We start from the raw sequence: 16043 nt of genomic DNA on the forward strand, positions 1-16043 counted from the left end.
CTAATTGAAGAGAAGATGGGATAGTGCAATACATGTCTCATCTTCTTTTTACAACCGTGTATGAAAAGAACTTAAGAGGCCGCAAGTGCAGGAAGGGGTAATATGATGAAAAGTAGTGTGGGTTCCCGCTTTACTTCGTTTTTGTTCGTCATTCCATATTTAATTGCTTTTAGTGTGTTTTTACTTTTCCCCATTTTATATGGAGTTTATTTAAGTCTACACAATTTTGAATTATTGTCCGCAGAACACGATTTTGTAGGATTGGCAAATTATATTGAGATTATCACACCAGGAACGTATGCCAATAGTGTGTTTTTTAGAGGCTTATGGGCAACTTTCCAGTTTGTAATTTACTCTGTGCCATTATTGATTTTTACAGGACTTGGGATGGCAATGCTAGTTAATGCATTACCTAGGAAAATTAGAGGGTTATTTAGAACAATATATTTCATGCCCTATGCATTATCCGCATCAGTTATGGCGGTCATATGGTTAATGATGTTCGATACGAATGCTGGATTTTTAAATAGCTTACTTCAAAAATCGGGAATTTTGGGAATTCCATGGCTAACAGCCACACCTTGGGCATGGATCGCTCTTATTATAACTACTTTATGGTGGACGATCGGATTTAACATGATTATTTTTATTAATGCACTTAATGAGGTGCCAGAAGATTATTATGAAGCAGCCTCGATCGATGGTGCGAATCAATGGCGGAAGTTTATTCATATAACGTTACCTACGATTAAGCCCGTTATGCTTTTTGTAATGATTACTTCGACGATAGCATCCTTTAATGTTTACGCACAGCCATTCCTTCTAACGAGAGGTGGACCTGGTGATTCGACTAAAGTATTGTTAATGAACGTACTGGATCAAGCATTTGCACGCAAGCAAATTGGTTCAGCTTCTGCAATGGCTATTATGATGGCACTACTAATAATAATTATATCCCTCGTACAAATGAAACTAACGATGGCTAAGAAAGGGGAGAAATAGATGATAGCTCGAAAAATTGGAGTTGTTTTGGTGGCATGCATAATCGGTATTGTTTTTATGATTCCATTAATATGGATGCTATCTACTGCATTTAAAAATGATTTTGAGGCACTTTCAGGACAAATGAATTTATTTCCGATTAATCCGACGATAGATAACTTTGTGCAAGGGATTCAAGGGGAATTTATGAATGTTCCTATCATGCGCTGGATCGGAAATTCATTGCTGGTTGGAGTTGTCGGAACCATTATTGTGCTACTTATTGATTCCATGGCAGCATACGGACTGGCAAGACTGAATGATATGCCGTTACGACGTATAATGCTACCTATCTTTATAGCATCACTGATGATTCCATCTGTCCTTACGTTTTTGCCTATGTATATGGAATTCAATGCGTTAGGCCTACTTAATACTTATCCAGCTTTAATACTTCCGGCTACAGCAGGAGCATTCGGTGTATTTCTACTTTATCAATTTTTTGTATCGTTTCCTAAGGAAATTGAAGAAGCTGCTCGGATTGATGGAGCGAATAAATGGCATATCTATGCTCGTATATTGCTACCATCGGCTACTTCAATTATGGTTACACTTGCTATTTTCACATTTATGGGGATTTATAATGATTTTGTTTGGCCACTATATGCAACATCTTCTCCAGAGATGCGAACCATTACAGCAGGTATTGCAATTATGGCAACAGGAAGCTACACACAAAGTTATGGCAAGTTGATGGCAATGACAACAATTGCTGCTCTACCCGTTATTATTATTTTTATAGTTGGTCAAAGATCGTTTGTTAAAGCAATTACTCAATCTGCGGTGAAATAAATAGGAAGTAAGATCATATTCATGGAGGATATGCATGAAAATTACTCGAAAACAAGGGATTACAGTAGTTGTATTTTTGCTAGCAGTGCTTATGTTAGGGGGATGGCTAATGTTTCGCTCGCCGATTAACGACGTACAAGTAAATGTTCCGTATAATGGACATGGGGGTACCTACAAAAACTTGTTAGTAAGTATGGATACACCGGATCCTAGCGTTGTTTATCATGATGGTTTTTACTATATGACTTTTACACATGATGGTGTTGATATAATGTTGCTCCGCTCAAAAACATTAGATTTTAGAGAAGCAGATCAAAAAATCGTATGGTATCCACCAGTTAATACGATGTATTCTGCGAATTTATGGGCACCCGAACTTCAGTTCATTCAAGGTAAATGGTATATTTATTTCGCGGCGGATAATGGTCAAAATGAAAACCATCGTATGTATGCACTTGAAGCGGTAACTGATGATCCGATGGGTGAATATAGATTTAAGGGGCAAGTAACTGACTCTACCGATAAATGGGCAATTGATGGTTTGGTGCTGGAACAAGAGGATCAATTGTATTTTGTTTGGTCTGGTTGGGAAGGCGATGAAAACATTGCTCAAAACACATATATAGCTCCTATGAGTAATCCTTATACAATTCATGGACCGAGAGTTATGATCAGTAAACCTGATCTTGCATGGGAACAAGCGGGAGGCCCACCTTTTATTAATGAAGGTCAGGCGATATTGAAAAAAGATGGTCAAATTCACATTGCTTATTCAGGCGCTGGGAGCTGGACACCAGATTATAGTATAGGTTTACTTACTTTAGAAAAAGGTGCTGATCCGTTAGACGCATCTAAGTGGAGTAAAGCAATAGAACCACTTATGACTCGGAATGATGAGGCTAGCGTGTATGGCCCAGGACATAATTCATTTGTAACATCACCTGATGGAAGTGAAACCTTTATTGTTTATCACGCAACAACGGCAATTAATGATGGTTGGAGCAACCGTCGTGCTCGTGCACAAAGAGTGGAATGGAATGAGCAAGGGCAACCAAGCTTTGGTTCACCGTTGTCGCTTTTGACGGCTATACCTGTACCTGAAGGTTCAGGTATATATAGAAGCGTAGATGCGATTGAGGAAGTTGATGGTTACCGATATACAGGCATTGTCACAATGGTAGATACTGTGCTTCCGATTTTATTCCATTACCAAAATGTAACTGGCGAGACCCGCTCATTAACGGTAGCATTAAATGGGCAGGAAGAGCAACAGCTTCTACTTGCTCCAACTTTAGCTGATGAAGTAGGATATGTGCACTTGCAATTGTCATTATTAGCAGGAGAGAAAGCGATTAGTTTGCAGGGAGAAGGAGTCAAGGAGCATATTTCTGCTATTGAAATTCCAAGATATGAGGCAGAATATGCTACTATTTTTGGGGATTCTGAGACTCAAGATAATCCGTTTGCGTCTAATGGCGGTACTCTATTTATTGCTGCAAGCAAGCAGAAGGCGGTCAGTTTTACTAATATAAAAGTTCCATCAGCTGGCGAATATGAACTGCGTTTTGCAATAGCTAATACAAGTGGACAGGAGCAAGAAATAGATATTACAATCAATGAAAACAAGAACCAACGTCTTACAATATCTAGCACGGAGCGTAATCAGTTTATACTAAATAGTATGATAGTTAAGTTAGTAGAGGGTGCTAATGTCCTTCATCTAGCAAACGCATCTGGTCAATTAGAAATTGATTATATTGACATTAGTGCGGCAACTAAACATTAAAGTATTTTTGTAGGGGGTTAAGCAATGACAAGCAGAATATGGAAGAAAAGGATTGTGCTATTAATTTGTCTTAGCCTCCTTTTAATAGTAACGAGCTGTTCTACTTCGAATCGTTCCGCCAATATACCCGATGACAACTTGCAAGTTATTCAGTTGGAATTTTGGACGCCCTTTAGCGGTGGGGATAATCGTTTTATGACTCAGCTTGTTAATTTGTTTAATGAAGAAAACAGTCAAATTCAAGTCATACAAGTTAATTCTCGATTAGATGATTATTACTCACGTTTGCGTACAACGATATTATCAGGCAGTGCACCCGATGTTGCCATTTTACATCAAACAAGCTTACCTCAATTTGTCCAAAATGGTTATATTGAAAATTTAGAGGAGCCTGCTAAAGCAGTCAGTTTAGACTGGAATACATTTAACGCTAATATTTTGGAGTCCACTGTCTATGATGAAGTTCCTTATGCTGTGCCTCTAGATACCCACACTTTAGTGCTCTATTATAATAAACATTACTTAGAGCAAGCAGGCTTGTTAGATGCTCAAGGTGAGCCATTGCTGAATAGCGGGCAATCTTTAGAATCTTTTTTGAAAGTGTTAAAACAAAAATTACCACCATCGATTGCTCCTTTGGCACAGCCAGGAACTAGAATTGATTCCGTGTGGCTGTGGTGGAGTCTATACAATCAAATAGATGGTGGAGGAGCGTTTTATAATAATGATCAAACCGAAGCAGTTATTAACAATGATAAAGCACTAAAGGCTCTTCAATACGTTCATCGACTCTATAATGATGGTATTATTCCACCTAATATTAACGATGCTTTCAAAATGTTTTATGATGGCCAGGCTGCTGTTCTTATTACAGGAGTATGGGGAACAGGGGCGTTTGAAGAAGCGGAAAAATTGGATTTTGGAGTGATCCCACTCCCGGTTGTATTTGATCATGAGGCAGTCTGGGGCGATTCTCATACGTTAGTTATACCGACTAAGCACGGTATGACGAATGAAAAAAGAAATGCTGCTTTGTATTTCATGAAATGGCTTGTAGAGCATGGAGCTAAGTGGGCGGAAGCGGGGCATGTACCAAGTAAGACCTCTGTTGTGGAAAGTCCCGAATATGAAGTTCTGCCTTTCCGTAGTGATTACGCTGCGACGGCAAACTATGTAGCTTATTGGCCAAGACATGTGATGCAATGGCCGATTGTTGAAATTCTTATTCAAGAGTTTGAAAAGATGAACTACGGACAACAGACACCAGAAGAGACACTGAGACAAACGCAGATCAAAATAAATGATGAATTAAAGGAATAAATTGACGATGAGAACGAGATTGAGAAAAGTAATTGAATGGATTAAAAATAAAGAGCTAGCAAAAAAACTAGTAATGATTTACTTTGTTCTCATTGTCGTTCCGTTAAGTATTATGATTTATTTCACGTTAACCATTTTTGCCGATAAGCTTGAGCAAAAGGTCGGAGATTATCAATTACAAACGTTGAAACAGCTTACATTACGTATGGATGCGTATATGGAGGAGTTAGATCGTCTTACCTTGATGCCTTACCAATATGAAGATATTATTACGTTTTTGAACAGTAAGCGTGAGCATAACCAGCCGTTAACCTTACAGGAAATTAAAGATCTAAATAGCTTTGTTACGCAAGTATTTCTGAACGGAAGAATTGACATTGTGGGAGTGTCCTTGTATGGGGAGTATGGTGCCTCGTATGTTGTATTGCCTGAAAGTCAATATGTTACTAGTTATAGTATGGATGATAATGTGACTTGGCTACAGCAAGAGAGTTCGGGGGATGGTCGCTCTATTTTCGCTGCTACTCATAATATTGAAACGGTAAACGGAATTCAATATCCTGTGTTTTCGATTGCAAGGGAGCTAAGAGTATTCGATTCAGGGAAAAAGCTAGGTTATATTGTTATTGATGTTAACCCGAAATTTATACAGCAGATATTGTCTGAGGTTACATTGGGCGATCGTGAGGAAATATTTGTTACAACGACGGAAGAAGAGTTAGTTGCAGTCAAGCAGAAGGATACGATGCTGGGGGAATTATCAGGACTTTGGCAGCTTGAGGAACTAGAGGGTGTGACCCATGCCGATTTAGAAGGGGAGCGACAACAGATTGCTTATGTCACTTCGAGTATTACAAATTGGAAAACAGTGGGGATCGTTCCTGTAACAGAACTGACGAAGGAAACAGTCTTAATTAGAAATACGCTACTCATTATCGGAGCGGCATGCGTTGTATTGGCTATTTTATTTTCAACATTTCTAGCTTATCGCATTACAGAGCCTTTACGGAGCTTATCAAAGCTTATGAGAAAAGTAGAACGTGGTGATCTGCTTGTGACATTTCCTGTTAAGCAATGGGATGAGGTTGGTCATTTAGGTCATACCTTTAATATGATGGTTTCGCGATTAAGTGAGCTAGGTTATTTGCTATATGAAACAGAGATTCGTGAGAAAGACGCACAAATTACTGCTTTACAAAGTAAAATAAACCCTCATTTTTTGTACAATACATTAGGCTCAATTAGTATGTATGCTGAAATTAAAGGCAATCGAGAGGTTGTTACGATGACCAACACATTGAGCAGGTTGTTACGATACAGTCTCAACGGAAGAAAAGAATGGGTAAGTTTACATGATGAATTGAATCATGTGAAGGGCTATATGACAATCCAGCAAATGAGATATGAGGATCGGATTACATTTCAGCTTGATGTAGATGACGAGCTTATGGATTGTGAAGTTATTCCGTTAATTATCCAGCCAATTGTGGAAAATGCAATTAATCATGGTATAGATCGAGGTAAAGGTTATGGAGCAATAAACCTAATATGTCGTAGAGATCACAATAAATTAGTTGTCACCGTTACAGATGATGGAATTGGTATTTTGGAAGAGGAGCTTTCGAGGCTGCAATGGAAGCTAAAGCATTCTAAAGATATTGGCGGGAGCTTTGGCAATGGCTTACTTAATGTGCATCGTAGAATTGTACTGCATTACGGCGAAACATACGGTTTAGTTTTACAAAATATAGAACCATCAGGATTGAAAGTTACGATATCCTTGCCTATTACAACTAAGAAAATATCACAGTAGGAGGGATTCTATGCCTAGTATTCTCATTGTAGACGATGAAACAATTTTTCGTACCGGTATAAAAAAAATGATTCAGGAATTAGATAAAGATTGGGAAATCGTTGGAGAAGCAAGGGATGGCATCGAGGCGCTTGAGCAAGTAGACAAACTGCAGCCAGATGCGATTTTAACAGACATTAGAATGCCTCGAATGGATGGCATACAACTGCAGCAACAAATGGCTAATCAATTCCCAACAGTATTGTGTGTTGTAATAAGTGGCTATGATGATTTTATGTATGTGCAACAATCGATGCGTCAAGGTGCAAAGGATTATATTATGAAGCCTATTGAACGCGACGAGCTCGATAGAAGCTTACTTATTATGAAAGAGAAAATTCAACAGCGTGCAGAAGCTTCGCAACAACTACATACAAAAAAGAGAGAGCAAATAACGAGAGCTCGAGAGCAGATTATAACGGGACTATTGTGCAGCAAACTTCAAGAAAAGGATTTTGATCAGCTTGCGAGTGATGGAATTGTATTTAAAGGAAAGTGGAATTCTTGTATCGTGCTGCAATTAGATAAGCCTTCAATAGCGGAGGAGAGATACAATCAAGCAGACCCGTCATTATTTATCCTTTATTTGCAACAGCTTGTGCAAGAAATACTAGATCGAAGGTTTACTGGTATATGCTGTTCACCGACGGCAACGGAGGTTGTTGTTATTGTTAACCATGAAGATTGTGAAGATGCCCAAAGAGAGATGAACGAGCTGGCAGAAAGTATTCGCAGGCAAGTTAATAGTTTGTCTAAGATGACCGTTACAATTGGTGTAGGTCGTACGTATGGCAAAGTCGAGGATATTGTGCAAAGTTATCAGGAAGCTCAACAAGCTTTTTTGCTGAGATTAATATTAGGTGATGATCAAGTTTATCAATACGAAGGCGAAACTCAGATAGGTATTGCTATACATGACTATAGCACTCTCTCCTTGGATAGCATAGAAAAGGCATTTCAAGACGGAAATACAGAGAAACTTTTCACTCAGGTGGAGCGATTTGTACATAAGCTTTGCCAGGACGCTAATTCACCGCAATACGTACAGCAACAAATATGCAAAATAATTATTCATTATTGTGAATGGGCTAACCAGCTAAGGCTAACAAAGCAATGGCTTGGAACTGATGATGTTCGTTCTATTCTTCTGCATATTTGTTCCATATCCACGAAAGATGAACTATCAAATGAATTAGGTAGATTGCTAGTCAAATTAATGCATACGGCAAATCTCAATCAAGCTCAGTTGGAGCCAGATCCCATTGAGAAAACCATTAGGTTTATTGAAAGTCATTTTTCGGAACAGCTAACATTAAAGAATGTTGCAGATACCGTATTTTTGAATTCAGCTTACTTCAGCAGTTTGTTTAAACAACGTACAGGAATTTCTTTCATAGATAAATTAAATGACGTTAGAATTTCAGAGGCAAAGAAACGAATGGCTTATTCTGATCAAAAGCTGGTCGTCATTGCGACGCAGACAGGATTTACAAGTATTAGACACTTTAATCGCGTATTTAAAAATGAGACGGGTATGTCACCAACTGAATATCGCGAAAAACATATGAGAAATGAGAAGGAGAAATGAAAATGACTACATACCGTATGGAATATCCTAGACCACAATATGTAAGAGAAGTATGGGTGAATTTGAATGGAGAATGGTCTTTCGAATTTGATGATGAGAATAGAGGGAGTAAGGAGCATTGGGAGTTGGGGGGACAAAAATTCACCCGAGAAATTCAAGTTCCGTTTGCTTATCAAAGTCAATTAAGTGGTATTGCTGATCCAGATTTTCATGATATTGTATGGTACAGCCGTTCACTAGAAATTCCAAAAGATTTTACTAATAAACGCATTATGCTTCATTTCGGTGCAGTGGATTATGAGGCAACGGTTTGGGTTAACGGTCATCAAGTGGCTTATCATGAAGGCGGACACACGCCTTTCCATGCAGATATTACTGATGTTTTGCAAGATAAAGATAATGTAGTCGTTGTAAAAGTTATTGATTTCAGTCATGACGTGACACTGCCTAGAGGAAAGCAATATTGGCTATCTGATTCAGCAAGTATATTTTATACTCGCACTACGGGAATTTGGCAGACTGTTTGGATGGAGGCCGTTTCTGAAGTTCATTTGTCTAAAGTGAAATTTACGCCCCATATTGATTCTAACGAGATAGAAATGGATTTCTTTGTAGATCGAATAGCTGCATGGAGTCAATTGGAATTGCAGGTAGATATTTCTTTTAATGGTGAAGCTATAGTATCGGATACATTTCAATTAAAACAGCAGCAATCCAAACGAAGAATTGGGCTACATGATTTTAATGATCATGGACTAGGTCGCTGGTGGTCCCCGGAGAATCCTAATTTATATGATGTTGCATTTACGCTTATGTTAGGTGGCAAAGTAGTTGATCAGACGACGAGCTACTTCGGAATGCGTAAAGTTTCTGTCGATAATGGCTTGTTATGCATTAATAACAGACCATATCAAATGAAATTAGTACTAGATCAAGGTTACTTCCCAGATGGAAACTTAACACCTCCAAGTGATGATGCCATAAAGCGTGATATTGAACTAACAAAGGAAATGGGCTTTAATGGCGCACGTAAGCACCAAAAAATTGAAGACCCTCGTTACTTATATTGGTGTGACCGCATGGGGCTCTTAGTATGGGGTGAGGCAGCAAATGCTTACCAATATTCTAATGAATATGTGCGTAAATTTACAAAGGAATGGCAAGAAGCGATGGATCGTGACTACAATCATCCTAGTTTAGTTGTCTGGGTACCTCTTAATGAAAGCTGGGGTGTGCCAAATATTAAAATAGATGCATTACAACAACAACATGCGATGTCTATGTATTATTTAACGAAATCACTTGATTCTACAAGACCTGTTATTTCTAATGATGGATGGGAAATGGTAGAAACTGATCTTTATAATATTCATGATTATGAATGGAGAGAAGAAGTGTTGCGAGCACGTTATGCGACTGTTGATTCAACTATTACTGCTAGACCTGCTAATCGAGATTTATCAGTGGGAGGTCATACTTATCGCAATCAGCCGATACTAGTAACGGAGTTCGGTGGAATTTCATATAAGAAGAGTGAATGGGAAGGCTGGGGCTATTCTGGTGCTAGTAACGATGAAGATTTCATTCAGAGACTTGAGGCAGTTATTAAGCCGATGCAAGATTCCAAGGTGGTTCAGGGTTATTGCTATACACAATTAACAGATGTAGAACAGGAAATAAATGGTTTATTAACTTATGACCGTCAACCTAAAGTTCCACTTGAGATGATTCGTGCTATTAATGAAAGTAAATAAATTACTGTAGAAAGGGTACTTCAGCAGCCATTCGTATTGGCTGCAGGAGTACCCTTTTTTTTTGTTTAGGTTCGATTTTTTATTAGAAGTCGGCTAATTATGTCAGCGAATACCCAAATTTATTACTATCAAGTTATAGGGAAGAAGTGCTTTTTCAGAGCTCATAAATTTTATTAGGTTTTTTTGTATGGAATTGTGGCGACTGCCTAGTTTCTGCATAGGATGTATAGACTGCATACGGAATAATGCCGTATTAAGATTACAACTGTGTATAGGAGGAATTTTTAGTGAGGATACACATCATTAAGCAAGATGATACATTATTTCATCTTGCTCAAAAATATCATGTCACTGTTGATGAATTGTTGAAGCAAAATTCGAATATTATTGATCCTTATAATCTAGAAATAGGATCTAAGCTTAGGATCCCATCTATGTCTTCAGAACTGGTGAGAAGTGATAGAAGTGGAGGGATGCAAATGGAAATTATACATCAACATGTCGTAACATCCGGCGATACTATGTGGAAATTATCGCAAGAATGGGGAGTATCACTAGCAGACCTAATTGCAGCTAACAAGCACATTCATAATCCAAATGTGTTGCAGGTTGGTGATGTCATTAATATTCCGAAAAAAGCTTCAATGGGAGCTTCGCACCAAGTTACAGCGCAAGCTACTTCAACAACACCTATTTTAACGACGCCAGAAGTTTCTGTAACATTACCTTCAGTTCCATCTCTTTTGCATCAGTTGTTGCCAGGTTTACAAATGCATACGGTAGTGTCGGGTGATACTCTGTATAAAATTTCCAAAAAATATGGTGTAGCATTAGATGACATTCTTGCACTTAACCCAAATATTACCAATCCAAATCAATTATCGATCGGCATGAAAGTATTAATTCCAAAAGGAGCAACGACTCCGTCTGAGATCCCTATTGTAGATATTACTACTAACCAGAAGTATATTGTACAATCAGGTGACTCCTTATGGAAACTTGCTAATAGTTGGAATATTCCACTGAAAGAACTTGTTGCGGCTAATAAACAACTTGCTAATCCGAATGTTTTGCAAGTAGGAGACGTCATTAATATACCGAAATCGTATTCCATAGATCTATCAGGTCAGATTCATGCACAACAAGTGACTGGAATGTCGCCAAATCACAAAGCTGCCAATCAACAAATGATTAATCCGAAAAAAGCAAACAATCAAATAATGCCTACCCAAGCAGTACCGAAGAAGCAAACAGCTCCGATTCAAATATCGCCTACAATTAAAGTCGCTCCAACAATTAATGTAACAAAAGCTGCCCCTATACAAAAAGTAGAAGCTACACAAGTGAAACCTACGGTAACTGCTAAAACAGTAGCTCCGATTAAGGTGAAAACAGAACCTGTAGCGAATGCAAAAGTAGAATCAGTGGTGACGAAGGTATCGCCAGTTGCAAACGCCAACGCAAAGGTAGAATCAGTGGTTACAAAGGTGTCCCCAGTTGCAAATGCCAATGCGAAAGTAGAATCAGTGGTAACGAAAGTATCGCCAGTTGCAAATGCCAATGCGAAAGTAGAATCAGTGGTAACGAAAGTATCACCAGTAGCTAATGCCAATGCGAACGCAAAAGTAGAATCAGTGGTGACGAAGGTATCACCAGTAGCTAATGCCAATGCGAACGCAAAAGTAGAATCAGTGGTGACGAAGGTATCACCAGTAGCTAATGCCAATGCGAACGCAAAAGTAGAATCAGTGGTGACGAAGGTATCACCAGTAGCTAATGCCAATGCGAATGCGAAAGTAGAATCAGTGGTAACGAAAGTATCACCAGTTGCAAATGCAAACGCAAATGCAAAAGTAGAATCAGTGATGACGAAGGTATCGCCAGTTGCAAATGCTAATGCAAAAGTAGAATCAGTGATGACGAAAGTATCACCAGTTGCAAATGCAAATGCAAATGCAAAAGTAGAATCAGTGATGACGAAAGTATCACCAATCGCTAATTCGAAAATCGAACCATATGCGACGAAGATGATGCCAATCGCTAATTCAAAAATCGAACCATATGCGACGAAGATGATGCCAATTGCTAATTCAAAAATCGAACCAATGGCAACGAAGATGATGCCAATTGCTAATTCAAAAATCGAACCAATGGCAACGAAGATGATGCCGATCGCTAATTCAAAAATCGAATCAATGGCAACGAAGATGATGCCGATCGCAAATTCGAAAATCGAACCATATGCGACAAAAATGGAGCCTGCAACAAAGATGATGCCGATCGCAAACAAAGGATATGCTGGATTTAAGCCGTTACCTGCGGACTTGGAACAGCATCCTTATTTCCCTAATGCAGAAATGTTGCATCAATACCAATCACCAAATTCAGGGAATCAAGCTAACATGGGTAAATTTAAGCCAATGATTAATTCAACTTATAAAGTTCCTGTATCTCCATATCCAGCATATGCACCAATGCAATATTACAATCCATGCGGATGCCCAACATATCCAAATCAGGGCAATTGGGGGTATGCTCAACCTATGAATTATGGGAATAATATGAATCCAAATGGCGGGACTTTAACAGCTCAATCAGCAATGTATCCTCCAATGAGTTATGGACCGAACGTACAAGGCTATACTAATCCTTGGAACACAGATTGTGGTTGTGGTGGAACTCCGCAACCTTATGTTGAGGGAGTAGCAAGCAAAGCAAGCAAGCTAGGTCCAGTAACAAAAGTTAAAAAAGTTGGTAAAAGAGTTAACATTCAAGCAGCAAAAAAAACACCGAAAAAACCTAAGGGTGGAAAGCCTTGGCTGAACGTATAATCTCACCTTGGAATAGGTAGTTCAAAATTCATTGCCGGTGATCACGAAGCAGTGCTTTATAGCATAGTCGGCATCGGTTATGTTAGTCATCGGTTTAGTACAAAACAAGAAACTTAGTTCACGATTATGAATCGTTGAACTAAGTTTTTTGTTTTGTGGGGAAAGTTAGAAAAAGAGAGACTAAAAAAATATTTTATGCCAACACTATACATTATGATTTACCAGGAGGAGACAACATGAGATTTACTTCGATGTGGAAACGGATAAAGCGAAAGCTCAAGCAAAATCGAAGCATGCGTAGAAAACTATTTCTTGCATTGCAACTGAAAACTTTGCTAAGTAGTGTAGTAATACTTTATATAATTACGATGACTTTAGGAATGGATCATGCACAAGCACAGCAAAACTACATTTCTAATTATGAAATTGATGATCTGTCTACTTGGCTGCATGGCGATAAGAAAATCCACACGATTTTACATCGTGTCTATGTATGCGGAGAAGAAATTGAACAATTGGATGAACTTAATTATGAAGAAGTGGTCATCATCGCTGAGCAGAATCCTAATTGGGAGCTGACGGTAGATCAATCATACACACTAATTCGTTTTGTAGAGCAAATCGATGATTTATCTCCTTATTGTAAAAAGAATGCATTCTTCGGAATGAGTAATGAAGGAGAATTTTCGCTTTTCGATGGACAACCTTCTCAAGATAAGGTGATGAAAACATTTTTTCAATTAAATGTACCTTATTTAGAAAGTAGTTTACCTGAACAAGAGTGGGAGCAGTTAATGAATGGGATCAGAGTAAGTGATATAGAGGAATACGACAGTGTGTTATCTACTTATAGTGAGTATAGTATTGATCGTTATGAACCGAATACAAATGTGATGTCGGACTCTATAGTACAATAGTTAAAATTAGCGGATACTTCTGGTATCCGCTAATTTTTTAAACATTAAGTATATTCTCCAACGTTATTTAATTATTTCTATAATCTTTGTTTTAAGATCGTTAACATTATATACGTTCATATCATTGTACAATTGTAGATTTACAGTGTCTTTTTCTGAAATTGAGTACAGAGATTGAGCTCCCCATGAATATCCTGCTTCATTTGAAAAAATTAATATTTCTTGACCTACTTGAAGTTGACCATCTCCACTTATATACGTTTTGTTATTGATTGTTCCGCCATCTTCCATGTAAACTATGATTTCATTTTTTTGTGTGTTTTTAATTGGAACAGTAACTTTAATTTCTACCTTAGTGACTGCAAACTCAAAATATTTTCCTTCACTCTTTATATTGACCTCTAAATCAGTGGAATAAGGAACCTTTATTAATTTCGACTGACCACGTTTAATAACAATACCTTGAAAGATTTTATCTGCTTCAATCGATAATTCTTCTAAAGACATTGCAGGATATGAAGCATCCGAGTTAACTACTGTGAAAGTACTTGAAGATAAAATTTTGGATGTAAGTAAACCTAATATTATCAATAAAGCCAACACAAAAACAGTAAATATTACTTTTTTTCGCAAAGTGAATCACCCCTTTACAAAATTGTACAAACGATATTTTATTAAAAACGAGTCGTTTTCCCGTTTCAAGCAGATTAATCCTAAAAATATTTCACCATATTATGGTTATGTTTATCTTTTTTTGTTATGTGTATTTACTATTCCTTTTCGATTTGAAACTGACTTTAACGTAAAAGAACTGCTTGCTTAGCTCACAATGTTCGGTTGTTTTATTTAAAAATTTATTTTTTGATCAGCTTACACCTCTAAACTGAAACATTTGTTCTCATAGTAACTAACATTTGCTATAATGTACGTTAGACAAGCTTTAAACAGAAATGATAGTATTAATATTTACTGGTATAGAATTGTCTAGCAGATTATTAGAGGTGATGGAATGCGTGTGCTAGGAATTGATCCAGGGATTGCAATCGTTGGTTTTGGATTTGTCGATAAAGAAGGTCATAAATTGACACCAGTTCAATATGGTGCTATTCAGACAGAAGCCCATACTCCACAAGAAGACCGATTGTTACAAGTATATGAATCAGCAGGCGCTTTGATGGATAAGTATAAGCCTGATAGTGTTGCCATAGAGAAGCTGTTTTTTAATCGAAATGTTACAACCGCTTTTGCGGTTGGCGAGGCTAGAGGTGTCATTATATTAGCAGCTGCACAACGAGGATTACCTATTGCTGAATATACACCATTGCAAGTTAAACAGGCAGTAGTTGGTTACGGTAAGGCTGAGAAGAGACAGGTTCAAGAGATGGTGAAGATGTTCTTGAAACTAAGTAGCGTTCCTAAGCCAGATGATGTTGCAGATGCATTGGCTGTTGCAATCTGTCATGCTCATTCTGCAGTTTTAACACAAAAAATTAAAGAGGTGAAGCACTAATGATCGATTATCTTAAAGGTCAAGTTGCTTTTATTGAAGCAGATTATGCAGTAATTGAGGTAAATGATATTGGTTATCGTGTGTTTTCGCCAAATCCATATGCACTTCAAGCGATGCCACAGCCAGTAACTGTACATATTCATTATCATGCTCGTGAAGATGCTACATTACTTTTCGGTTTTGAGTCTAGACAGCAAAAGGCATTATTCCGTAAATTTCTAGATGTGTCGGGAATTGGACCAAAAGTAGCGCTTGGCATGTTATCAGCTGGAAAACCTGAGCAATTGGTAGCTGCTATTCAGCAAGATAATCTTACTTATCTTACGAAACTACCAGGGATCGGGAAGAAAACTGCACAACGAATTGTACTTGACTTGAAGGATAAGTTAGATGGGATTGGAATCGATCTGCATGGTGGAGTACTTAGTAGCTTTACTTTACAATATGAGGACGCTCCTAATGAACCAATTGCTGAAGGTCGAGCTTGGAAAGAAGCGAAGGATGGTTTGAAAGCGCTAGGTTACACAGAGACGGAACTAGACCGTGCTTGGCAAGTGCTACAGCATGAAGTTAATGCGGACGAACAAGTAGATCAGCTAATGAAAAAGGCGCTACAACAGCTATTTAAAGGATAACGGAAAGGAGTCAAGCT

The 16043-nt window shown here is 38.0% G+C and carries 12 protein-coding genes; 11 read left to right on the forward strand and 1 reads right to left on the reverse strand.

Annotated elements, in window-relative coordinates; all coding sequences use genetic code 11:
• Nucleotides 1–102: 102 nt before the first annotated feature.
• From NV377_RS00185 to NV377_RS00225, 9 genes are all read left to right on the forward strand, one after another.
• On the forward strand, nucleotides 103–1002 hold the full coding sequence (locus tag NV377_RS00185) for a carbohydrate ABC transporter permease (RefSeq protein WP_258199165.1): 900 nt from the start codon (nucleotides 103–105) through the stop codon (nucleotides 1000–1002).
• A complete protein-coding gene (locus NV377_RS00190; protein ID WP_258199166.1) occupies nucleotides 1003–1833 on the forward strand; it encodes a carbohydrate ABC transporter permease in 831 nt (276 codons plus the stop codon).
• 34 nt (nucleotides 1834–1867) lie between these two features.
• Nucleotides 1868–3619, forward strand: a complete 1752-nt coding sequence (locus NV377_RS00195; RefSeq protein ID WP_258199167.1) for a family 43 glycosylhydrolase — start codon at nucleotides 1868–1870, stop codon at nucleotides 3617–3619.
• Nucleotides 3620–3643: 24 nt separating this feature from the next.
• Entirely contained in the window at nucleotides 3644–4939 is a 1296-nt protein-coding gene (locus tag NV377_RS00200; protein ID WP_258199168.1) for an ABC transporter substrate-binding protein, read from the forward strand.
• A gap of 7 nt (nucleotides 4940–4946) precedes the next feature.
• Nucleotides 4947–6752 (forward strand): cache domain-containing sensor histidine kinase, encoded by a 1806-nt coding sequence (locus NV377_RS00205; RefSeq protein ID WP_258199169.1) that lies wholly within the window; start codon nucleotides 4947–4949, stop codon nucleotides 6750–6752.
• A 10-nt stretch (nucleotides 6753–6762) separates the two neighbouring features.
• The gene (locus tag NV377_RS00210) at nucleotides 6763–8379 is read left to right on the forward strand and encodes a response regulator (protein ID WP_258199170.1); all 1617 of its coding nucleotides are present in this window, start codon (nucleotides 6763–6765) and stop codon (nucleotides 8377–8379) included.
• Between the two features lie 2 nt (nucleotides 8380–8381).
• The gene (locus NV377_RS00215) at nucleotides 8382–10133 is read left to right on the forward strand and encodes a glycoside hydrolase family 2 protein (RefSeq protein ID WP_258199171.1); all 1752 of its coding nucleotides are present in this window, start codon (nucleotides 8382–8384) and stop codon (nucleotides 10131–10133) included.
• Nucleotides 10134–10420: 287 nt separating this feature from the next.
• Nucleotides 10421–12964, forward strand: coding sequence for a LysM peptidoglycan-binding domain-containing protein (locus NV377_RS00220; RefSeq protein ID WP_258199172.1), 2544 nt, complete (start codon nucleotides 10421–10423; stop codon nucleotides 12962–12964).
• Between the two features lie 236 nt (nucleotides 12965–13200).
• Entirely contained in the window at nucleotides 13201–13881 is a 681-nt protein-coding gene (locus NV377_RS00225; RefSeq protein WP_258199173.1) for a BofC C-terminal domain-containing protein, read from the forward strand.
• Nucleotides 13882–13944: 63 nt separating this feature from the next.
• Here the strand turns inward: NV377_RS00225 and NV377_RS00230 are convergent, their stop codons facing one another.
• Nucleotides 13945–14514 carry a hypothetical protein gene (locus NV377_RS00230; protein ID WP_258199174.1) on the reverse strand — a complete coding sequence of 190 codons (570 nt, stop codon included), beginning with the start codon at nucleotides 14512–14514 and terminating at the stop codon, nucleotides 13945–13947.
• Nucleotides 14515–14890: 376 nt separating this feature from the next.
• On the opposite strand from NV377_RS00230, the gene ruvC reads away from it, so the two are divergent.
• Nucleotides 14891–15391, forward strand: a complete 501-nt coding sequence (gene ruvC / locus NV377_RS00235) for a crossover junction endodeoxyribonuclease RuvC (protein WP_258199175.1) — start codon at nucleotides 14891–14893, stop codon at nucleotides 15389–15391.
• Nucleotides 15391–16026 (forward strand): Holliday junction branch migration protein RuvA, encoded by a 636-nt coding sequence (gene ruvA, locus NV377_RS00240; protein WP_258199176.1) that lies wholly within the window; start codon nucleotides 15391–15393, stop codon nucleotides 16024–16026. The genes ruvC and ruvA overlap by 1 nt, the downstream gene beginning before the upstream one ends.
• Nucleotides 16027–16043 lie beyond the last annotated feature (17 nt).

The sequence above is a fragment of the Paenibacillus endoradicis genome (assembly GCF_024721975.1).